The sequence below is a fragment of the Pseudomonas sp. St316 genome, assembly GCF_018325905.1.
Taxonomy (GTDB): Bacteria; Pseudomonadota; Gammaproteobacteria; order Pseudomonadales; family Pseudomonadaceae; genus Aquipseudomonas.
On sequence record NZ_AP021901.1, the window covers coordinates 3,481,422 to 3,503,284 of the forward strand.

Consider the following 21,863-nt stretch of genomic DNA (forward strand, 5'->3'; position numbering starts at 1 on the left):
AAGATGAAATTTTCCCAGTTCTTCATTTCGCGGCCGATCTTCGCAGCAGTGCTTTCGCTGCTGATCCTGATCGCCGGCGCCATCTCGCTGTTCCAATTGCCGATCAGCGAATACCCGGAAGTCGTGCCGCCGACCGTGGTCGTGCGCGCCAACTTCCCGGGCGCCAACCCCAAGGTCATCGGCGAGACCGTGGCCGCGCCCCTGGAACAAGCCATCACCGGCGTCGAGAACATGTTGTACATGTCCTCGCAGTCCACCGCTGACGGCAAGATCACCCTGACCATCACCTTCGCCCTGGGCACCGACCTGGACAACGCCCAGGTGCAGGTGCAGAACCGCGTCACCCGGACCGAGCCCAAGCTGCCGGAAGAAGTGACCCGGATCGGCATCACGGTGGACAAGGCCTCGCCCGACTTGACGATGGTCGTGCACTTGACCTCGCCGGACAAACGCTACGACATGCTCTACCTGTCCAACTACGCCCTGCTCAACATCAAGGATGAGCTGGCGCGCTTGGGTGGCGTGGGTGATGTGCAGCTGTTCGGCATGGGCGATTACTCCCTGCGGGTCTGGCTGGACCCGAACAAGACCGCTTCGCGCAACCTGACCGCCACCGATGTGGTCACCGCAATCCGTGAACAGAACCGCCAGGTGGCTGCCGGTGCCCTGGGTGCGCCACCGGCGCCAAATGCCCAGGCGTTCCAGCTGTCGATCAACACCCAGGGTCGCCTGGTGAACGAGGAGGAGTTCGAGAACATCATCATTCGTTCCGGCGCCAACGGCGAGATCACTCGCCTGAAGGACATCGCCCGGATCGAACTGGGTTCCAGCCAATACGCCCTGCGCTCGCTGCTGGACAACCAGCCGGCGGTGGCGATCCCGATCTTCCAGCGCCCTGGCTCCAATGCGATCCAGATCTCCAACGACGTGCGCAGCAAGATGGAGGAACTGAAGAAAGGCTTCCCGGCCGGCATGGACTACAGCATCGTCTATGACCCGACGATCTTCGTCCGCGGCTCCATCGAAGCGGTGGTGCACACCCTGTTCGAAGCACTGATCCTCGTAGTGCTGGTGGTGATCCTGTTCCTGCAGACATGGCGCGCCTCGATCATTCCGCTGGTGGCTGTACCGGTATCGCTGATCGGTACGTTCGCCGTGATGCATCTGTTCGGCTTTTCGCTGAACGCCCTCTCACTGTTCGGCCTGGTACTGGCGATCGGTATCGTGGTGGACGACGCCATCGTGGTGGTGGAGAACGTCGAGCGAAACATCGAATTGGGGCTCACCCCGGTGGAGGCGACCAAGCGCGCCATGAGTGAAGTGACCGGCCCGATCATCGCCACCGCCCTGGTACTGTGCGCGGTGTTCATTCCGGCGGCGTTCATCAGCGGCTTGACCGGGCAGTTCTATAAACAGTTCGCCCTGACCATCGCCATCTCGACGGTAATCTCGGCAGTCAACTCCCTGACCCTGTCGCCAGCCCTGGCTGCGGTATTGCTCAAGGGCCATGACGCGCCCAAGGACCGTTTCTCCAAATTCCTCGACAAGCTCTTCGGTGGCTGGCTGTTCCGTCCGTTCAACCGTTTCTTCGAGCGTGCCAGTCATGGTTACGTGGGCACCGTCGCCCGGGTAATTCGCAGCAGCGGCATCGCCCTGGTGCTCTATGCGGGCCTGATGGTGTTGACCTTCTTCGGTTTCTCCACCACCCCGACCGGTTTCGTGCCCGGCCAGGACAAGCAGTACCTGGTGGCCTTCGCCCAATTGCCGGACGCCGCGAGCCTGGACCGCACCGAAGACGTGATCAAGCGCATGTCGGACCTGGCCCTCAAGCAACCGGGCGTTGAAAGCGCCGTGGCCTTCCCGGGCCTGTCGATCAACGGTTTCACCAACAGCCCGAACGCCGGTATCGTGTTCGTGACCCTCAAGCCCTTCGACGAGCGCAAGGACCCGAGCATGTCGGCCGGCGCCATTGCCGGGGCCTTGAACGGCCAGTACGCCGGGATCCAGGAAGCCTACATGGCGATCTTCCCACCGCCGCCGGTACAGGGCCTGGGTACGATCGGTGGTTTCCGCCTGCAAATCGAAGACCGGGGCAACCTGGGCTACGACGAGCTGTACAAAGAAACCATGAACATCATCACCAAGAGCCGCAGCGTGCCGGAACTGGCCGGGTTGTTCACCAGTTACACCGTGAACGTGCCCCAGGTCGACGCCGCTATCGACCGTGAAAAAGCCAAGACCCACGGCGTCGCCGTCAGCGACATCTTCGACACCCTGCAGATCTACCTGGGTTCGCTGTATGCCAACGACTTCAACCGCTTCGGTCGTACCTACCAGGTCAACGTCCAGGCAGAGCAACAGTTCCGTCTCGAGTCGGACCAGATCGGCCAGCTCAAGGTGCGCAACAACCGTGGCGAGATGATCCCGCTGGCGACCTTCATCAAGGTCAGCGATACCTCGGGGCCGGATCGCGTGATGCACTACAACGGTTTCATCACCGCTGAAATCAACGGTGCCGCCGCCCCGGGCTACAGCTCCGGCCAGGCTGAGAAAGCCATCGAAAAACTGCTCAAGGACGAATTGCCCAACGGCATGACGTACGAGTGGACCGACCTGACGTACCAGCAGATCCTCTCGGGCAACACCGCGCTGTTCGTGTTCCCGCTCTGCGTACTGCTGGCGTTCCTGGTGCTCGCGGCACAATACGAAAGCTGGAGCCTGCCATTGGCGGTGATCCTGATCGTACCGATGACCCTGCTGTCGGCGATTACCGGGGTGATTCTCTCCGGTGGTGACAACAACATTTTTACCCAGATCGGCTTGATCGTATTGGTGGGACTTGCCTGTAAGAACGCGATCCTGATCGTCGAGTTCGCCAAGGATAAACAGCTCGAAGGCATGAACCCGCTGGCGGCGGTCCTCGAAGCGTGCCGCCTGCGTCTGCGGCCGATCCTGATGACCTCCTTCGCCTTCATCATGGGCGTGGTGCCCCTGGTGTTCTCCAGCGGCGCCGGTGCGGAAATGCGCCATGCCATGGGTGTGGCGGTGTTCTCCGGGATGCTCGGTGTGACCTTCTTCGGCCTGCTGCTCACCCCTGTGTTCTATGTACTGATCCGCAACTTCGTCGAGCGCAGCGAGGCCCGCAAGGCGGCCCGGGCTTTGAAACTGGAGGCGCAACAATGAGTTTGAAAGTGTTCGTGCCGAGCTTGCTGGTATTGGCCTTGAGTGCCTGTGCCGTAGGCCCGGACTACAAGGCTCCGCAAACGGAGGCGGCGAATATCAGCACCGCCACCGACGGCGCCGCCGGCCAGAAGAATTTCGACCGGGCTCGTTTTGAAGGCATCTGGTGGCAGCAGTTCGACGACCCGACCCTTAACGCGTTGGTGACCCGATCCCTGGAAGGCAACCGCGAGTTGCGCGTGGCCTTCGCCCGCCTGCGGGCCGCCCGGGCGATTCGCGATGACGCCAGCAATGACGCCATGCCGACCATCACCAGCCGTGCCAGCAGCAACCTGGGCAAAGGCCAGATCCCGGGGCAGACCACCGACCGGGTCAACACCGAGCGTTACGACCTGGGCCTGGACATGGCCTGGGAGCTGGACTTGTTCGGACGCATCCAGCGCAACCTGGAGGCCACCGACGCCGATCAGCAGGCCGCCGAAGCCGATCTTTATCAGTTGCAGGTGACCATGATCGCCGAACTGGTGGACGCCTACGGTCAATTGCGCGGCGCGCAACTGCGGGAAAAGATCGCCCTGGCGAACCTGAAGAACCAGCAGGACTCGCGCAAGATTACCGAAAGCCTGCGTGATGCCGGCGTCGGCGATCAACTCGATGTGGTGCGGGCCGATGCCCGCCTGGCCTCGGTGGAAGCCAGCGTGCCGCAGTTGCAGGCCGAACAGGTGCGTCAGCGCAATCGCATCGCCACATTGCTGGGTGAGCGCCCGGACAAACTGAGCGTGGACCTGAGCCCGAAACAGTTACCCGCCATCGCCAAGGCCCTGCCCATCGGCGACCCAGGTGAATTGCTGCAACGGCGTCCGGACATTCTCAGTGCCGAACGCCAACTGGCCGCTGCCACGGCGCGCATTGGCGTGGCCAAGGCCGATCTGTTCCCACGGGTCAGTCTGAGCGGTTTCCTGGGTTTCACGGCTGGACGCGGTTCGCAGATCGGCTCCTCGGCGGCCAACGCCTGGGCGCTGGGCCCGAGCATTACCTGGGCCGCTTTCGACCTGGGCAGCGTGCGGGCTCGCTTGCGCGGTGCCAGCGCCGAGGCGGACGGTGCCCTGGCGACCTACGAACAGCAAGTGCTGCTGGCCCTGGAAGAATCGGAAAATGCCTTCAGCGACTACGGCAAGCGCCAGCAGCGGCTGATTTCGCTGATTCGTCAGAGTGAATCGAGCCGTGCCGCCGCCGACCTGGCCGAGATTCGCTACCGCGAAGGTACTGTGGACTTCCTCGTGCTGCTCGACGCCCAGCGCGAACGCCTGGCCGCCGAAGACACCCAGGCGCAGGCCGAAGTGGACCTGTACCGCGGCATCGTCGCGATCTACAAGGCACTGGGTGGCGGCTGGAAACCGGAGACCGTTGCCAGCAACTGACCCGCCTTGCTCAACCGAGCTCCTTTGGTTGGCCGCAACCAGCCAAATGTTTGCCCCGCGTTTCATTTGAACGCGGGGCTTTTTTTCGGCTGAAGCTTGCTGGGGGCGACACTGTGGGAGCGAAGCTTGCTCGCGATAGCGGTGTGTCAGTTGCGTTGATGCAAAACGTGCCGCCCTCATCGCGGGCACGCCTTGCTCCCACATTGACTCGGGCAAGCTTACCCTGGGCGCATGAGATGCTTCACAAGGTTTGACTCAAGCCCCCACCTGACCGAAGCTTGCGGCATTTCACGCTTCTGGTAATGGATTCCCTGTATGCCCTCGCCTCGCCGCCGCTATCTGCTCCTCAGCTTCTGTGTCCTGTTGGTGATGGGGCTTGTCGCGGTATGGCTGCGCAGCACCGCCCCGCAGATCCCTGAAGCGATCAAGCGTGGCTACAGTGAAGCCTTGGGTAGCGCCCGCAACGGGCAGCCAGGGGCGGCGCGGGTGCTTTACCAGCAATTGGGGCGCCCGGACCTTTCACCCAAGCGCCGCGTGTGGCTGCACGCCGAACTGCCCAACTACCCCAGCCCCCAAGCCCTGAAGCTGGCGGACGCGGACCTGCACAACGAATCGCCGGACGTGCGTCGAGCCGCCATCGGCAGCATCGTCGGACTGGTGCCGACAGGCCAGCGCAGCCTGTTGCTCGGCCCGCTCCTGGATGATGATGACCAGAACGTCCGGTTCGCCGCCGTGAACGCGTTGCTGGGTTTGTCGCCGGACGACCTCGGGTTGTATTTCGGCGCGATGCAGTTAGCCATCGACACCTGGGAACAGGTGCTCGAGGACGGTCCTAAAACCGCCGAGACCCACTACCAGCTCGCCCGACTGCACCTGCACAACGCCGAACTGAAGAAAGCCCAACTGGCCCTTGAACAGACCTTGCGCCTGCAACCGGACAACCTGCCAGCGCTGGTCATGCAGATCGAGGTGCTGGACAAACAGGGCCAAAGCGAAGCCGCACGATTATTGCTCGCAAGGCAATTGCAAACCCAGCCAACGTCGGCCTATCTGCAACATGCGCTGGGCATGTGGTTGCTGCAACACGGCCAGAACGAATATGCCGTGCTTGGCTTGGCAAAAGCGGTGGAACTTGAGCCCGAGAACCGCCATTACCGCTATGACCTGGCGACCACCCTGCATGCCGAGCAGGAAGTGGAAGCGGCGCAGAAACAGCTCCAGGAAATCGTCCAGCGCTACCCCGCCGACCGCAAGGCACGGGTGCTGCTGATCAACTATTGGAAGGAGACCGGCCAGTTGCAGAATGTTCAAATCCTGCTGGCGCAACTTGAACAGTTGAACCCGGACGACCCGGCGCTGCAACAGGGTCTGTAGGCGCTGCCGAAGGCTCGGGCCGCGTTCGGACAATCTTCTAGTTGATTGTTCAACTGCGACTCAATTGCCTGGAGAAAAATCGCCGCCTCGCTTCGCTCGAAAGCGCCTGCAAAGTTGTGCAGTACACCGCGTTTTATCGATATAAGCGGAACCGCCATCTTCGCCAAAGGTCAAGTGTTCAGGCAGTTGAATTCAGGCGTTACCCCGCCGGCTGCCCACTTCCCTAGTCATGAGAGGGCTATTTTTGTCTACATCTAACGAGTTGATCAGTGCAAAAGCCGCCACCGGCGTCGAAGGACTGGACAATGTCCTTTCCGGTGGTTTGTCCCGCGGCCATGTGTTCCTGCTCGAGGGGGAACCGGGTACCGGTAAGACCACGGTCGCGCTGCATTTTCTGCTGGCCGGCGCCAAGGCCGGTGAGCGCTCGTTGTACATCACGCTGTCGGAAACCGAGCGTGAACTGCGCCAGGGCGCGACCTCCCATGGGTGGACCCTGGACGACAACATTCATATCTTCGAGCTGACCCCGCCCGAAAGCCTGCTCAATGCCGAGCACCAGCAGAGCCTGCTGTATTCCTCGGACCTGGAGCTGGGCGAAGCGACCCGGCAGATTTTCGAAGTGGTCGAGCGGGTCAAACCGACACGGGTCGTGCTCGACAGCCTGTCGGAGATCCGCCTGCTGGCGCAAAGCTCTCTGCGCTATCGTCGCCAGATCCTGGCGATCAAACATTACTTCGTACGCTACGACGCCACGGTCCTGTTGCTCGACGACCTGACCGCCGAATCCCTGGACAAGACCGTGCACAGCGTCGCCCACGGGGTGATTCGTCTGGAAGAACTGACCCCCAACTATGGTGCCGAGCGTCGGCGAGTCCGGGTGGTCAAGTATCGCGGGCAGAAATACCGCGGCGGTTACCATGACTTCACCATCATGGGCGATGGCGTGCATGTCTTCCCCCGCCTGGTGGCTGCCGAACATCGCGGACAATACCTGCGCCAGCAACTGTCCAGCGGCATCGGCGAAATGGATGCGCTGCTGGGCGGCGGTATCGAGACCGGTTCCAGCACCTTGATCCTCGGCCCGGCAGGGACCGGCAAGTCGCTGATCGCGATGATTTTTGCCGCAGCCGCCGTGCATCGCGGCGAGAAAGCGGCGCTGTTCATCTTCGATGAAGAACTGGGCTTGTTGTTCGAGCGCATGAAAAACATCGGCATCGATCTGCAAGCCCTGCAAGAGACCGGCAACCTGTTGGTCGAACAGGTGGACGCCGCCGAACTGTCCCCCGGCGAGTTCTCCCACCGCGTGCGCCGTTGCGTCGACGAGGGCGAGATCAAGACCGTGATCATCGACAGCATCAACGGCTATCAGGCGGCCATGCCGGAAGAGAACGCCCTGGTGCTGCACATGCATGAGTTGTTGCTCTATCTCAACCGCAAGGGCGCGGCGACCTTCATGACCGTTGCACAGCACGGCCTGGTGGGCGACATGCAGGCGCCCGTGGACATCACTTACCTGGCCGACACGGTGATTCTGTTGCGCTACTTCGAAGCACTGGGCAAGGTTCGCCGGGCGATTTCCATCATCAAGAAACGCACCGGCAGCCACGAGTCGACCATCCGCGAATACCGCATCAACGGCTCGGGCATGACCATTGGCGAACCGTTGGAGGCGTTCCAAGGCGTCTTGCGCGGGGTGCCCACCTACATGGGCGAAAGCAACCCGCTGCTCAAGGATGAACGCCGGTGACGCTGGCTGAGCCCCTGTCCGAGCGGGCGCTGATCCTCGCACCGCTGGGACGGGACAGCCAGATTGCCTTGATGATCCTCAATGAAGCCGGCTTCGCGGGCCTCATTTGCCGTCATCTGGGTCATTTGTGCGAAGAATTGGAAAAAGGTGCCGGCCTCCTGGTGATTTCTTCGGAGGCCCTGGTGGGACCTGACCTGGAAGCGCTGTTCCTGCACATCGAGCAGCAGCCGGCCTGGTCCGACCTGCCCATTGTCTTGCTGACCCACCACGGCGGCCCGGAACAGAACCCGGCGGCCCGTATCGGTGCGCAATTGGGCAACGTCACCTTCCTTGAGCGCCCTTTCCACCCTGTGACCCTGATTAGCCTGGTGACCACCGCCCTGCGCGGGCGGCGAAGACAATACGAAGCCCGCGACCGCCTGATCGACCTCAGCAACAGCGAACTGCGCCTGCAAACCACCCTTGAAACCCTTGAACAGCAAGTGGAAGAACGCACCGCCCAGTTGCGCCACAACGAAGAAGCCCTGCGCCAGTCACAGAAAATGGAAGCCGTCGGCCAACTAACCGGTGGTATCGCCCACGACTTCAACAACATGCTCACCGGGATCATCGGCAGCCTCGAACTGCTGCGTCGGCGCCTGGCCAGAGGCCGCACCGAAGACCTGGACAGTCTGATCGACCTGGGCGTGACCTCGGCCAACCGCGCCGCCGGCCTGACCCATCGCCTGCTGGCGTTTTCCCGTCGACAATCACTGGACTCCAAGGCCGTCCAGATGAATACGCTGGTGCTCTCCATGGGCGAGTTGCTGCAACGCAGCCTCAACGAAAGCATCCGCCTGGACATGCGCCTGGACGAACAGCTCTGGGTCGCCGAAGCCGACCCCAACCAACTGGAAAGCGCCCTGCTCAACCTGGTCCTCAACGCCCGGGATGCCATGCCCAACGGCGGGAATCTGCTGGTACAGACCTACAACCGGCACCTGCCCCCCGATTTCACCGACGCCTACACCAACCTGGAACCCGGCGACTATGTGGTGCTGAGCGTGCAGGACAGCGGTTGCGGCATGCCCGAATCGATCATCGGTCGCGCGTTCGACCCGTTCTTCACCACCAAGCCAATCGGCCAGGGCACTGGGCTGGGCCTGTCGATGATCTATGGGTTCAGCAAGCAATCGCGTGGCCACGTGACCATCGACAGCGAAGTCGACAAAGGCACCACCGTGAACCTTTACCTGCCGCGTTTTCGCGGCGAGGAAATACCCGAACCTCAGGTCACCACCCCACACGCACCGTATGCGCAGGAGGGTGAGACCGTGTTGATCGTCGAGGATGATCCAGCGGTGCGAGCGCTGGTGAGCGCGGTGTTGAGCGAGCTGGGTTATGCCTTTGTGGAAGCGGCCGAAGCCAACAGCGCAGTACCAATCCTCCAGTCAGGCCAACGCATCGACCTGCTGATCAGCGACGTGGGCCTGCCCGGCATGAATGGCCGGCAACTGGCGGAAATCGGCCGGCAGATCCGCCCGGACCTGCGGGTACTGTTCATCACCGGTTACGCGGAACATGCAGCCGTTCGCGGCGGCTTCCTTGACCCGGGGATGCAGATGATCACCAAGCCGTTCACGTTTGATCTATTGACGGCCAAGGTGCGGGAGATGATCACGGTTCCCTGATTTTGCGGGAGGGCCCTTGACGCTGTGGGAAGGTCCTTGACTCTGTGGGAAGGTCCTTGACTCTGTGGGAGCAAAGCTTGCTCGCGACGGGGCCTACTCGATTTTTCTGAAACCGAGGCGAGTTCATCGCGAGCAAGCTTTGCTCCCACAACAGCCCGCTCGCTTCAAAATGGCCGAGCTCCCTCAACATGCTTTGCTCTACACAAGCCTTCTAAAGGCCTACGACAACATCGACTGCATGATGCTCTGCAGCTCATCCAGGTCGAACGGCTTGTCCAGGATCGGCGCCTTACGGGTAATGGGGCTATCGGTGTCGCGCACTTCCTGCGCGTAGCCACTGATGAAAATAACCTTCAGTTCCGGGCGCAACTTGACCGCAGGTTCGGCGATCTGCACGCCGGAGATACCGCCCGGCAGGCGGAAGTCGGTAATCATCATGTCCAGATGAGGCTTGCTCGCCAGGATCTCGAACGCCTGGGCACCGTTTTCGGCCTGTAGCACCCGGTATCCCTCCCCCGACAGGTAGGCCGACAACACCATCAGGATCGACGGGTCATCCTCGACGATCAATACAACATCTTGCGCATCTTCACTCATGAGAAGCCTTTGTTCGATCAATAGCTGCTGATACGACCTTAGGGTCTGGCAGAGGTTGCGTCTGTTCGGCGGTTTTGTCCAAGACAGTTTTCTGCAAAGGCAGGCACACACGAAACAGAGCCCCTTCATTGAGGCGACTGTTGACCGTGATTGTCCCGCCATGGGCCGTGACAATCTGCTCGGAAATGAACAGCCCCAGCCCAAGGCCAGCAGCGGCCGCCTTTGACGATACGCGCTCGAACTGCTGGAAGATACGTTTCTGGTTTTCCTCGCTAATACCGATGCCATGGTCCTGGACCTCGATACAGGCGCGGTCGGGCGTCTTGTAGACGCGCACCTCGATCGGGCCCTTGCCGCCATAGCGCAACGCATTGGTCAACAAGTTCGAGATGACCTGCTCGATACGAAACTCATCCCAAAGCCCCTCCACCGACGGTTCAGCCAAGCAGGTCAACGAGCATTCGGCGACGGCGATCTGCGGCTGGAAATTGCGCAGCAGGTTTTCCACCAATGCCGTCAGGTTGAAGCGGGTCGGACGGATCGACAGCTTGCCGGTGCGAATCCGCGATACATCCAGCATGTCCTCGATCAGCCGGATCAGGCTCTTGATCTGGCGCTCGTCGCGTTCGACCATCGTGCGCACTTTGTCCAGGCTGAAGGCTGCGGCGTTGTCCCGGGCCAAGTGCATCTTGCGCAACTGTGTTTCGAGAATGAGACCATTGAGGGGCGTGCGCACTTCGTGGGCGACGATGGACATGAAGTCGTCACGCATGCGCACCGCTTGCTCGAGCTCGCCACGGGTGGCCTCCAGTTGCTGCAACAGAACCTCCTGCTCGCGGCGACTCTGCTCAAGGGCGACGACCTGCTCCTTCATGGCCTTTCGTTGACGGTACAACTCGACGAATACATTGACCTTGCTTTTGACCGCCTGGGTATCCAGCGGCTTGTGCAGGAAGTCCACCGCGCCGTTTTCATAGCCGGTGAAGGCATAGTTGCGCTCACGACCTGCGGCACTGACGAAAATGATCGGGATGCTGCGGGTCCTCTCCGTGCCGCGCATCAGTTCGGCCAGGCCGAAACCGTTCATCTCCGGCATCTGCACATCAATGATGGCCAGGGCAAAGTCGTGTTGCAGCAGCAGCGACAGTGCTTCGTCCGCCGACAGGGCCTTGAAGACCTCGCGGTCATTTCCCCTGATCAACGCTTCCAGGGCCAACAGATTCTCAGGCAGATCGTCGACGATCAGCAGTTTGGCTTGAATATCTCTTGGCATGTGGTTCATTCCAGCCCGGCCAGCAATTGGCCGATGCCTTGCAAAGTAAGGATATGGTCGGGCTCGTGCAGGGCCAGCGCCGCTTCGGGCATGGTCGAGACCTGGGCTTCATCGGGGTCCTGGACCACCGTGATCCCGCCCAGCTCCCGGACCTTCGCCAAACCACAGGCGCCATCGTTGTTGGCGCCGGTCAGCACCACGGCCAGCAATTTCTGGCCGTAGACATCGGCGGCCGATTCAAACAAAACATCGATGGACGGCCGCGAATGATGCACCGGTTCCTCCAGGCTCAACGAGAGGCTACGGTCAGCCTCGACCGACAAGTGATAGCCGGGCGTGGCGACATACAGGGTTCCCGGCACGATGTCCTGCTTGTCCCGGGCTTCCTCCACCGGCACCGCCAGACGGTGTCCGAAGACACGGGCCAGTTGGCTTTCGCGCTCATCCGGCAAATGCAATACCACCAGGATGGGCACGCCAAAGCCCTTGCGCAGGTGTCCGAAGACCCTGAGCAACGCTTCGACGCCGCCGGCCGATGCACCGACGACAATGGCCTCGATGGGCGGCCTGGATCTGTCCCTCGTCTGGTTCATAACTTGCGGTAGATCCGTTCCTGTTTGACCAACGGCTCGAATCGATGGCCGTAAGCCGAAAAATCCAATGTTTCCTTACTGCCCAATACCAGGAAACCACGGTGACAGAGGGACTCATGGAACAGTCCAAACGCGCGATCTTGCAATTTTTTATTGAAATATATCAATACGTTGCGACACGAAATTAATTGAGTTTCTGAAAAAACACTGTCGGTTGCCAGGCTGTGATCGGCAAAGGTCACGTTCTGGCACAGGGTTTTGTCGAACATCGCATAATCGTAGGCGGCCGTGTAGTAATCGGCAAACGAGCGCCGGCCTCCGGCGGCCTGGTAGTTCTGGGTGTAGGTGCGCACATTTTCCAGGGAAAAAATCCCCTGCTTGGCTTTTTCCAACGAGCGCGGGTTGATATCGGTAGCATAGATTAACGTTCGGTCCAGCAGGCCTTCCTCACGCAGCAGGATCGCCATGGAGTAGACCTCCTCCCCCGTGCTGCAACCGGCTATCCAGATCTTGATCGAAGGGTACGTCCTGAGCAGCGGGACGATCTCCTCGCGGATTGCCAGGAAATGCGAGGGGTCGCGAAACATCTCGCTGACCGGGATCGTCAGTAGCTGCAGCAACTGCATGAACGCACCCGGGTCATGCAGCACCCGCTCCTGCAAGGCCGAAATGGTCTTGCACTCGAACTGGCTCAGCGCATGGTGGACCCGACGCTTGATGGAAGCGCCGGAGTAATCGCGAAAATCGTAGCTGTACTTGAGGTAGATCGCTTCGATCAACAAACGCAGTTCAATGTCGGTATCAGTGTCACGTTCCACTAAATTCTTTCCATATTCGGCAACCACACGCGAATCAGCGAGAACAGACGATCCAGATCGATCGGCTTGGCCAGGTAGTCATTGGAACCCGCCGCCAGGCAACGTTCCTGATCGTCCTTCATGGCCTTGGCCGTCACGGCGATGATGGGCAGTTTGCGCCAGCGCGGGTCCTTGCGGATCAGCGCAGTGGCTTCGAAACCGTCCATCTCCGGCATCATCACATCCATCAGCACAAGGTCGATGTCGTCGAACTCATTCAGGCGATCGATCGCTTCCAAGCCATTACGGCCGATGACCACGATCGCCCCTTTAGCCTCCAAGGCGCTGGTCAGGGCAAAGATATTGCGCACATCGTCGTCCACCAGCAGCACCTTGCGACCTTCGAACACCTTGTCGCGGCTGCGGGCGGTCTTGAGCATCCGCTGCCGTTCATGGGACAACCGGGATTCGACTTTGTGCAGAAAGAGTGTCACCTCATCCAGCAGGCGCTCTGGCGAACGGGCGCCCTTGATGATGATCGAGCGCGAATACTTGCGCAGTTCGGCTTCTTCGTCCCGTGTCAGGTTGCGCCCGGTGTAGACAATCACCGGCGGGAAGGAACAGATGTCTTCGCTGGACATGCGCTTGAGCAGGTCATTGCCAAGCATGTCCGGCAACTTGAGGTCGATGATCATGCAGTCGTAGACGTTGGTGCGCAGCAGGTCCAGGGCTTGCTGGGCCAGGCCAACGGCGGTGATCTCGATGTCATCGTCGCCGATCAGGCGGGTAATACTGTCGCGCTGCAAGTCGTCGTCCTCCACCAGCAGCACCCGTTTGACCTTCTGGGTCAGCTTGGCTTCCAGGCGGGCGAACACCTCCTTGAGTTCTTCGCGGGTGGTCGGCTTGACGGCATAGCCGATGGCGCCCATGTGCATGGCGGCTTCGACACGGTCTTCGACGGAAATCACGTGCACCGGGATATGCCGGGTTTCGGCCTGCTCCTTGAGCCGCTGCAACACCGTCAGCCCGGAATGGTCCGGCAGGCGCATGTCCAGCAGGATCGCGTCGGGAGCCAGTTGCAACGCCAGGTCGAAGCCTTCGTCGGCGCCGTGGGCCACCAGGCACTGGTAACCGAGTTCGTGGGCCAGGTCGAACAGGATCCGGGCGAACTTGGGCTCGTCTTCGATCACCAGGATGCACCGGGAGTCGAACGGCGCCTTGTCGCGGTCGTCGGCAAATCGGGCTATCGGCGTGTCCACTTCAGCGATCAACGGTGCCGGTGCGGCTTTTGGTGCAACCGGCGCTGGCGCAGTGGCCGTCGGGATGAACGCCAACGGTTCCATCGGCGTGTCCCCAGGCTCGACATAACGCTCAGGCATCACCAGCGTAAACACGCTGCCCTGCCCTGGCTCGCTGGAGACGCTGATCGAACCGCCCAACAACGTGGCCAGATCCCGGGAAATCGATAACCCCAGGCCGGTACCGCCGTAACGACGATTGGTCGTGCCATCGGCCTGGCGAAACGCTTCGAAAATGCTTTGCTGCTGATCGGCGGCGATGCCAATCCCGGAGTCGCGCACCATGAACACGATCCCCGAGCCCGGCTGGCCGGCCACCGACAGGCTGACGGAGCCCTGCTCGGTGAACTTCACGGCGTTGGACAACAGGTTCTTGATCACCTGTTCCAGGCGCTGGCGGTCGGTGTAGAGCATCGCCGGCGTATCGGGCTGCACCTGGACCTCGAAACTCAAGCCCTTGTCTGCCGCCAACGGTTTGAACATATCCCGCAGCCCGTCCACCAGACGCTGCACACTGGTGTTTTCCGGGCGCACTTCCAGCTTTCCGGCCTCGACCTTGGAGATGTCGAGAATATCGTTGATCAGGTTCAACAGGTCGTTGCCGGCGGAGTAGATCGACTCGGCGAACTTGACCTGTTCCTCGCTGAGGTTCTGCTGCGGGTTTTCCGCCAGCAGCTTGGACAGGATCAGCGAGCTGTTGAGCGGCGTGCGCAGCTCATGGGACATGTTGGCGAGGAACTCGGATTTGTACTTGCTCGAACGCTGCAGCTCTTCGGCGCGCTCCTGCAACTGGATCTGGACCAGGTTCAGCTCGCTGTTCTTCTGGTCCATGACGTCGCGCTGTTCGGCCAATTGCTCGTTGGTCTGCTCCAGTTCCTGCTGCTGGGCTTCGAGATGGGCCTGGGATTCCTTGAGGATGCGCGACTGCTCTTCCAGCTCCTCGTTGGAGGTCTTGAGCTCTTCCTGTTGCACTTGCAGTTCTTCGTTCAACTGCTGGGTTTCGGCGAGTACTTCCTGCAGGCGCTGGCGATAACGGGCGGCTTCGATGGACGTGCCGATATTGCCGGCAATCAGTTCCAGCAGCTCGATATCACGCTCGGTCAACGGCCGCAGGAAACCCAGCTCGATGACTCCATTGACCCGTTCATCGTCACTGGTGGGCACCACCAGCACGCTGTTGGGCAGGCCTTTGCCCAATCCGGAGCTGACTTTCAGGTAATCGTCCGGCACGTCATCCAGGCGAATGAGCCGCCCTTGTTGCACGGCCTGGCCGGCGATGCCCTCACCGTCAATGATCGCCTGTTGTTGTTCGGCATCCTCCCGGGACAGGCCATAGGTGGCGACGCGCTTGAGGACGCCATTTTCTTCCCGCGCATAAAGCGCCGCGACAGCGACGTCCAAATACTTGGCACAGAATTGCAGGATGTTGCGGCCCAACAGGTTCAGCGACAGTTGCCCCAGGACCTGCTCGGCCAGCAGTGTCTGGCCGTTACGCAGCCAGGCTTGCTTCTCCAGGTGCAAAGCGCTGCGTTGCTGGACTTTCAGGCTGGCGCTGTAGCTTCTGGACAGGCTCAATAGATCCCGGCGACCGACGTAGGCCAGCAAGCCGCTGATCGCGGCGACGAACAGCAGGTACAGGGCAATGCTCCAGACCGTAGTGGTGCGTACGTCCTGGCTGCGTGCCGCGCGCAGTTGCTGCTCGGTGTCGACGATGTCTTCGAAAGACTTGCGAATTTCGTCGGTCAGGCGCTTACCGCGCCCGGCCTTCAGCGCCCCCCGGTAATCGCCGCTGCTGCGTTGCAGGTCGATCATGCTCTGGGCGTAATTGGCCCACTCGGCCAGGAGGGCTTGAACCTTGTGCAGACGATCGGTCTGGACGGGGTTGTCGGCTGTCAATTCCAGCAGTGTGTCCAGTGCAACGGTGATCCGCGGCTTGGCCACTTCATAGGGGTCGAGGAAATGCTCGTCACCGCTCAGCAGGTAGCCACGCATGCCGGTTTCCAGGTCCACGCTCAGTTTGAGCGCTTCGTTGGCATTGTTGATCACCCGGTCAGTGTGGCCGACCCATTGGATCACCGACAGCAGGTACGTGATCAGGATGATGAAAAACACCGCGCTGAGGGCGCCCATGGCCAGCGGCAGGCTGATATTGCGGCTCAGGAGCTTGCGAAAGCTTTGCTCGTCGACCGAAGACGAAAGAGTCATGGAAAGGGCCTTGGTGGACAGTTGAAATCAGTGGAGTTTGCCCGAAAAAACGCGCTTGGATCCACATTTTCTGACGAGTCAAAGGCGCAGATCCCACGACGACCTGCCTTTTAGCGAGGGAGCGACTATCCTTGTCAGCTCTTGTACTATAGATCCTTTCTTGTACAACTCAGGGAACTTGTGGCACCTCGTCACTTACTCATGCATGAGGCCGTTTTTTTCATCCCTACCCCGACCTATTTTCGAGAATGTCGATTATGCCCACCCCCGCTCCTGGCACCCCACCCACCATTCTGGTAGTCGAAGATGACGACATCGTGCGAATGTTGATCGTCGACGTGCTGGAAGAACTGGAATACCAGGTGCTGGAGGCGGACGGTTGCGAGCAGGCGCTGGCGTTTTTACGCAACGAAGCGCAGTCCATCGCCCTGATGATGACGGACGTCGGCCTGCCAGTAATGGACGGCCGTGAGCTGGCGAAACAGGCCCGGTTGGTGCGGCCCGGGCTGCCGGTGCTGTTCGCCAGCGGCTATGCCGAAAGCATCGATGTGCCGGAAGGCATGGCGGTGATCGGCAAACCTTTCTCCATCGATCAGTTGCGTGACAAGGTCAAGCGCATTCTCTCTTGAGCCCGATTGTATTCTTGGTCACTATCGGCGCCCCGCGCACCGACCGCGCCTGATTTGCACCAAGGAAATGCCCGCCCATGCCTCACCCCAGCGCCACCAAAGTCCTGGTTATCGGCTATGTCTGGCCCGAGCCGCGTTCGTCGGCGGCCAGTGGGCACGTCATGCAGATCCTGCACACCTTCCTCGAACAAGGCTGGGACATCACCTTCAGCAGCCCGGCGGGTTTCGGCGAGCATCGCGCCGACCTGGTCGCGCTGGGCATCAGCGAAGTGCCGATCGAACTCAATAGCAGCAGCTTCGATGCATTCATCCGCGAACTGGCGCCGGACATCGTGCTGTTCGACCAGTTCATGATGGAAGAACAGTTCGGCTGGCGGGTGGAGAAGCAGTGCCCCGGCGCACTGCGCGTGCTGGAGACTTCCGACTTACAGAGCCTGCGCCACGCCCGTCATCAGCGCTTGAAGGATCGCTTGAAGGTCGATGACGTTTGCCAGGATTTCAGCGACCTCTTCGCCCCCGCCCTGGGCGAAGAATTCCAGTTGATGGCCGACACCGACCTGGCAAAACGGGAAATCGCTGCACTGTACCGCTGCGACCTCAACCTGATGGTGTCCGAAGTCGAGATCGAGCTGCTGGTGGAGCACTTCAAATTGCCCCGCAGCTTGCTGGTCTGGTGCCCGCTCATGCTGGACCTGCCGAGCCAACCGTTGGTGTCCTTCGAAGACCGGGCGCACTTCCTGAGCATCGGTAACTTCCGCCATGCACCGAACTGGGATGCCGTGCTCTGGATGAAAAACGCCGTCTGGCCGCTGATCCGTCAACAATTGCCCGGCGCACAACTGCACCTGTACGGCGCCTACACCCCGCCCAAGGCCGCCGCGCTGCATAACCCGGCCCAGGGCTTTCACATCATGAACTGGGCGGAGGACGCCTTGCAGGTGATGTCGGCGGCACGCATCTGCCTGGCGCCGCTGCGTTTCGGCGCCGGCATCAAGGGCAAGCTGATCGATGCCATGCTCTGCGGCACGCCCAACGTCACCACACCCGTGGGAGCCGAAGCCATGCACGGCGACATGCCCTGGCCCGGCGCGATTGCCCAGAGCGCCGAAGGCATCGCCAACGCGGCGGTGCAGTTGTATCGCGACCAGGCGCGCTGGACCCAAGCCCAGGATGCTGGCCTCGTCCTGCTGGAGAACCGTTACCGGCAACAGGTGCACGGCCCGGCGCTGATCGACAGCATCAACGCCTGCCGGGCGGACCTGGCGCAACGACGCCGGGACAATTTCACCGGCAGCATGCTGCGTCATCACCAGCACAAAAGCACCCAATACATGTCCCAGTGGATCGAAGAAAAAAACCGCAACGGTTAGATGCCAGAGTGGCAGCCGCCTGGCGAAGGGGGCATTATCCAACGGCGATAACAATAAAAGCGCCAAGCCCATGACCCGAACAGCCAGAGTCACCGACCCTTCCTACGAGCTGATGGACGACCATAACGGGCTGTCCATCATCTACCGCCAGCACGGTTTTCCCTGCCCGCTGGTGCGCTGGCATTTCCACAAGGAATACGAGCTGCACTTGATCGTCGCCAGTTCCGGCAAAGTGTTCATTGGCGACTACATCGGCAATTTCTATCCCCAGTCGCTGTTCCTCACCGGGCCCAACCTGCCTCACAACTGGATCAGCCAGGTGGCCGAGGACGAAGTGGTGCCCAAGCGCGACATGCTGGTGAACTTCACCGACGAGTTGTTCGAAAGCGGCCATCAGGTGTTCGCCGAACTCAAGACAGTCGCACCGCTGCTCGAACGCGCCCAATACGGCATCGAGTTCCGCTGCAAGCGCACCATTCGCCAGGCCATGACCCTGATGCAGCGCATCGCCGATTCCCAGGGCATGAGCCGCCTGGGGCACTTTTTCATCCTGATGGAGCTGCTGGCCGCCACGGATGACTACCAACTGCTTTCCGGCGCAACCTCTGCGCAAGCGGCGGACGAACACAGCATCGACCGCACCAACCGGGCGGTGGACTACATCTTTGCCCACTACGCCCGGGAACTGTCCCTGGAAGAAGTGGCCGAGCACCTGGGCATGAAACCCACCTATTTCAGCCGAGTGTTCAAACAGGCCACCGGTCGCTGCTTCATTGAATTCGTCAATCGCTTGCGCATCAGCAAATCCTGCGAATTGCTGGCCGATGGCGACAAACCAGTGACAGATGTGTGCTTTGAATCGGGTTTCAACAACATCTCCAATTTCAACCGGCGTTTCCAGCAACTCAAGGGCATGACCCCCTCCCACTATCGGCGGCTGGCGGTGCAGCGGTTGACCGAGCAGAATCAGGGCTGACACCCTCGAATCCTCCCTGTGGCAGTTTTTTTGTGGGAGCAAAGCTTGCTCGCGATGCAGGCGCCCCTGTTCTCCAAGAGACCGCACCACCCCCATCGCGGGCAAGCCTTGCTCCCACATAGCCGGGATACCCCCCTTCGCCACAGGGTTCTTTGTTCAGCCGTCATCCTCTGTAGTGCAAAAAAGTATCAGCACAAGTGCGACGGATGATTTGTCACGCCGTCCATTGCGGGCTGTAATCAGCGCACATTCTTCCCTTCATCCGGAAGACACAAAAACAATAACTGTCCTTCTGCAGCCTTCGGGCGCGGAAAAGGAGTGCGCGATGAAACCTTCGGTAAAAGCTCTGCTTGTCTCCACCTGCATGACCCTCAGCAGCGTCAGCTTTGGCGCCCAGACCCTCACCATTGCCACCGTCAACAACAGCGACATGATCCGCATGCAAAAGCTCTCGAAAACCTTCGAGGCCGAGCACCCGGACATCAAGCTCAACTGGGTGGTGCTCGAAGAAAACGTCCTGCGCCAGCGCCTTACCACCGACATCGCCACCCAAGGCGGACAGTTCGACGTGCTGACCATTGGCATGTACGAAGCTGCACTCTGGGGCGCCAAGGGCTGGCTGGAACCGATGAAAGACCTGCCGGCTTCCTACGACCTGGACGACGTCTTCCCTTCCGTGCGTGATGGCTTGTCAGTCAAGGGCTCGCTGTACGCCCTGCCGTTCTATGCTGAAAGCTCGATCACCTATTACCGCACCGACCTGTTCAAGGATGCCGGGCTGACCATGCCCGAACACCCGACCTGGACCCAGATCGGTGAGTTCGCCGAAAAACTCACCGACAAATCCAAGGAGCAATATGGTCTTTGCCTGCGGGGCAAGGCCGGTTGGGGCGAGAACATGGCCCTGATCACTACCCTGGCCAACGGCTTCGGCGCGCGCTGGTTCGACGAAAAGTGGCAACCTGAATTCAACGGTCCCGAATGGAAAGACGCGCTGAACTTCTACGTCGACAACATGAAGAAGTCCGGCCCGCCGGGTGCTTCCAGCAACGGCTTCAACGAAAACCTGGCACTGTTCAACAGCGGTAAATGCGCGATCTGGGTCGACGCCAGCGTCGCCGGCTCATTCGTGACCGACAAGACCCAGAGCAAGGTGGCCGATCACGTGGGCTTCACCTTCGCCCCCCACGAAAAAACCGAAAAGGGCACTTCGTGGATGTACTCCTGGTCGCTGGCGATTCCCACCAGCTCCAAGGCCAAGGACGCAGCCAAGGTCTTCACCAGTTGGGCGACGTCCAAGGAATACGGCCAATTGGTCGCCAAGACCGACGGCATTGCCAACGTACCGCCAGGCACCCGCACCTCAACCTACAGTGACGAATACATGAAGGCGGCACCGTTTGCCAAGGTGACCCTGGAATCGCTGAAAGTCGCCGACCCGAAAGCCCCAACCCTCAAGCCTGTGCCCTACATCGGCATCCAGTTGGTGACTATTCCCGAGTTCCAGGCCATCGGCACCCAGGTGGGCAAATTCTTCTCCGGCGCCCTGACCGGCCAGCAAACCGTGGACCAGGCGTTGACCGCCGCGCAGTCCACCACTGAACGGGAGATGAAACGCGCAGGTTATCCCAAGTAGTCAGCTCATTGAGGCCCGCTCCCGACTCATGTGGGAGCGAGCTTGCTCGTGATGACGGCCTCCCAGCCAATGTTGCGGGCGACTGATCCGACGCTATCGCGAGCAAGCTCGCTCCCACCGTGGACCTTCGTAAGCTCGCACAAATCGGTTTGAATGCCATGAATAGCTCAACGACAACTGCCAAAGCTCCAATCGAACTCCAGCAACCGGCCCGCAAGATCCGCCTGGCCAACCCCGGCTGGTTCCTGGTCAGCCCTTCGGTCGCGCTGTTGCTGCTGTGGATGATCGTGCCGCTGGGCATGACCGTCTATTTCTCGATGATCCGCTACAACCTGCTCTACCCCGGCGAAAACGCATTCGTCGGGCTGGAGAACTTCACGTATTTCCTGACCGACTCGGGGTTCATGCCCGGTGCCACCAATACTTTGTTGCTGGTCGGCAGCGTGCTGCTGATCAGTATTGTCCTCGGCGTGCTGATCAGTGCGTTGCTGGAGGCCAGTGAGTTTTTTGGTCGTGGCATCGTCCGTGTCTTGCTGATCTCGCCGTTCTTCATCATGCCCACCGTCGGCGCGCTGATCTGGAAGAACCTGATTTTCCATCCGGTCTCGGGGATTCTCGCCTCGGTGTGGAAACTGTTCGGCGCCCAGCCGGTGGACTGGCTGGCCCACTACCCGTTGCTGTCGATCATCATCATCGTGAGCTGGCAATGGCTGCCCTTCGCGATCTTGATCCTGATGACCGCCATGCAGTCGCTGGACCAGGAGCAAAAAGAAGCTGCCCGCCTCGACGGCGCCGGCCCGATCGCGATTTTCTGGCACCTGACCCTGCCGCACCTGGCCCGCCCGATTGCCGTGGTGCTGATGATCGAAACGATCTTCCTGCTGTCGGTGTTCGCCGAGATCTTCACCACCACCAACGGTGGCCCCGGCTACGCCTCCACCAACCTTGCGTACCTGATCTACAACCAGGCGCTGGTGCAGTTCGACGTCGGCATGGCTTCGGCCGGTGGCCTGATTGCCGTGGTCATTGCCAACATCGCCGCCATCATCCTGGTCCGGATGATCGGCAAAAACCTCACCGACAAGCAATGAGGCCGT

General features: G+C 60.6%; 15 protein-coding genes. 10 read left to right on the forward strand and 5 right to left on the reverse strand.

Features of this window, described 5'->3' with window-relative positions:
* Positions 1–3: 3 nt before the first annotated feature.
* From KI237_RS15585 to KI237_RS15605, 5 genes are all read left to right on the forward strand, one after another.
* Positions 4–3,183 (forward strand): efflux RND transporter permease subunit, encoded by a 3,180-nt coding sequence (locus KI237_RS15585; protein WP_212795997.1) that lies wholly within the window; start codon positions 4–6, stop codon positions 3,181–3,183.
* The gene (locus tag KI237_RS15590) at positions 3,180–4,601 is read left to right on the forward strand and encodes an efflux transporter outer membrane subunit (RefSeq protein WP_212795998.1); all 1,422 of its coding nucleotides are present in this window, start codon (positions 3,180–3,182) and stop codon (positions 4,599–4,601) included. Before KI237_RS15585 ends, KI237_RS15590 begins: the two co-directional genes overlap by 4 nt.
* Positions 4,602–4,916: 315 nt before the next feature.
* Complete coding sequence (locus KI237_RS15595; RefSeq protein ID WP_212795999.1) at positions 4,917–5,975, forward strand: tetratricopeptide repeat protein; 1,059 nt, start codon at positions 4,917–4,919, stop codon at positions 5,973–5,975.
* Between the two features lie 244 nt (positions 5,976–6,219).
* Positions 6,220–7,722 (forward strand): ATPase domain-containing protein, encoded by a 1,503-nt coding sequence (locus KI237_RS15600; protein WP_212796000.1) that lies wholly within the window; start codon positions 6,220–6,222, stop codon positions 7,720–7,722.
* Positions 7,719–9,392, forward strand: a complete 1,674-nt coding sequence (locus KI237_RS15605) for a response regulator (RefSeq protein ID WP_212796001.1) — start codon at positions 7,719–7,721, stop codon at positions 9,390–9,392. The genes KI237_RS15600 and KI237_RS15605 overlap by 4 nt, the downstream gene beginning before the upstream one ends.
* 219 nt (positions 9,393–9,611) lie before the next feature.
* Here the strand turns inward: KI237_RS15605 and KI237_RS15610 are convergent, their stop codons facing one another.
* From KI237_RS15610 to KI237_RS15630, 5 genes are read right to left on the reverse strand one after another with little or no spacing between them, the layout of a single operon-like run.
* Positions 9,612–9,989 (reverse strand): response regulator, encoded by a 378-nt coding sequence (locus KI237_RS15610; protein WP_014338183.1) that lies wholly within the window; start codon positions 9,987–9,989, stop codon positions 9,612–9,614.
* Entirely contained in the window at positions 9,982–11,262 is a 1,281-nt protein-coding gene (locus KI237_RS15615; RefSeq protein WP_212796002.1) for a hybrid sensor histidine kinase/response regulator, read from the reverse strand. Before KI237_RS15615 ends, KI237_RS15610 begins: the two co-directional genes overlap by 8 nt.
* A 5-nt stretch (positions 11,263–11,267) precedes the next feature.
* Entirely contained in the window at positions 11,268–11,855 is a 588-nt protein-coding gene (locus KI237_RS15620) for a chemotaxis protein CheB (protein ID WP_212796003.1), read from the reverse strand.
* Complete coding sequence (locus KI237_RS15625) at positions 11,852–12,673, reverse strand: CheR family methyltransferase (protein WP_212796004.1); 822 nt, start codon at positions 12,671–12,673, stop codon at positions 11,852–11,854. The genes KI237_RS15620 and KI237_RS15625 overlap by 4 nt, the downstream gene beginning before the upstream one ends.
* Positions 12,673–16,155 (reverse strand): response regulator, encoded by a 3,483-nt coding sequence (locus KI237_RS15630; protein WP_212796005.1) that lies wholly within the window; start codon positions 16,153–16,155, stop codon positions 12,673–12,675. Before KI237_RS15630 ends, KI237_RS15625 begins: the two co-directional genes overlap by 1 nt.
* Before the next feature lie 257 nt (positions 16,156–16,412).
* On the opposite strand from KI237_RS15630, the gene KI237_RS15635 reads away from it, so the two are divergent.
* The 5 genes from KI237_RS15635 (at position 16,413) to KI237_RS15655 (ending at position 21,857) form a co-directional block, all read left to right on the forward strand.
* The gene (locus tag KI237_RS15635) at positions 16,413–16,784 is read left to right on the forward strand and encodes a response regulator (RefSeq protein WP_212796006.1); all 372 of its coding nucleotides are present in this window, start codon (positions 16,413–16,415) and stop codon (positions 16,782–16,784) included.
* Between the two features lie 77 nt (positions 16,785–16,861).
* Positions 16,862–18,154 (forward strand): glycosyltransferase, encoded by a 1,293-nt coding sequence (locus tag KI237_RS15640; RefSeq protein ID WP_212796007.1) that lies wholly within the window; start codon positions 16,862–16,864, stop codon positions 18,152–18,154.
* 70 nt (positions 18,155–18,224) lie between these two features.
* A complete protein-coding gene (locus KI237_RS15645; RefSeq protein ID WP_212796008.1) occupies positions 18,225–19,130 on the forward strand; it encodes an AraC family transcriptional regulator in 906 nt (301 codons plus the stop codon).
* A 325-nt stretch (positions 19,131–19,455) separates the two neighbouring features.
* A complete protein-coding gene (locus KI237_RS15650; protein ID WP_212796009.1) occupies positions 19,456–20,766 on the forward strand; it encodes an ABC transporter substrate-binding protein in 1,311 nt (436 codons plus the stop codon).
* Between the two features lie 158 nt (positions 20,767–20,924).
* On the forward strand, positions 20,925–21,857 hold the full coding sequence (locus KI237_RS15655; protein ID WP_212796010.1) for a carbohydrate ABC transporter permease: 933 nt from the start codon (positions 20,925–20,927) through the stop codon (positions 21,855–21,857).
* Positions 21,858–21,863: the final 6 nt, after the last annotated feature.

Coding starts and splice junctions, on each gene's coding strand:
- KI237_RS15585 (WP_212795997.1), top strand. CDS start 4: ATGAAATTTTCCCAGTTCTTCATTTCGCGGCCGATCTTCGCAGCAGTG.
- KI237_RS15590 (WP_212795998.1), top strand. CDS start 3,180: ATGAGTTTGAAAGTGTTCGTGCCGAGCTTGCTGGTATTGGCCTTGAGT.
- KI237_RS15595 (WP_212795999.1), top strand. CDS start 4,917: ATGCCCTCGCCTCGCCGCCGCTATCTGCTCCTCAGCTTCTGTGTCCTG.
- KI237_RS15610 (WP_014338183.1), bottom strand. CDS start 9,989: ATGAGTGAAGATGCGCAAGATGTTGTATTGATCGTCGAGGATGACCCG.
- KI237_RS15615 (WP_212796002.1), bottom strand. CDS start 11,262: ATGCCAAGAGATATTCAAGCCAAACTGCTGATCGTCGACGATCTGCCT.
- KI237_RS15620 (WP_212796003.1), bottom strand. CDS start 11,855: ATGAACCAGACGAGGGACAGATCCAGGCCGCCCATCGAGGCCATTGTC.
- KI237_RS15630 (WP_212796005.1), bottom strand. CDS start 16,155: ATGACTCTTTCGTCTTCGGTCGACGAGCAAAGCTTTCGCAAGCTCCTG.
- KI237_RS15635 (WP_212796006.1), top strand. CDS start 16,413: ATGCCCACCCCCGCTCCTGGCACCCCACCCACCATTCTGGTAGTCGAA.
- KI237_RS15640 (WP_212796007.1), top strand. CDS start 16,862: ATGCCTCACCCCAGCGCCACCAAAGTCCTGGTTATCGGCTATGTCTGG.
- KI237_RS15645 (WP_212796008.1), top strand. CDS start 18,225: ATGACCCGAACAGCCAGAGTCACCGACCCTTCCTACGAGCTGATGGAC.
- KI237_RS15650 (WP_212796009.1), top strand. CDS start 19,456: ATGAAACCTTCGGTAAAAGCTCTGCTTGTCTCCACCTGCATGACCCTC.
- KI237_RS15655 (WP_212796010.1), top strand. CDS start 20,925: ATGAATAGCTCAACGACAACTGCCAAAGCTCCAATCGAACTCCAGCAA.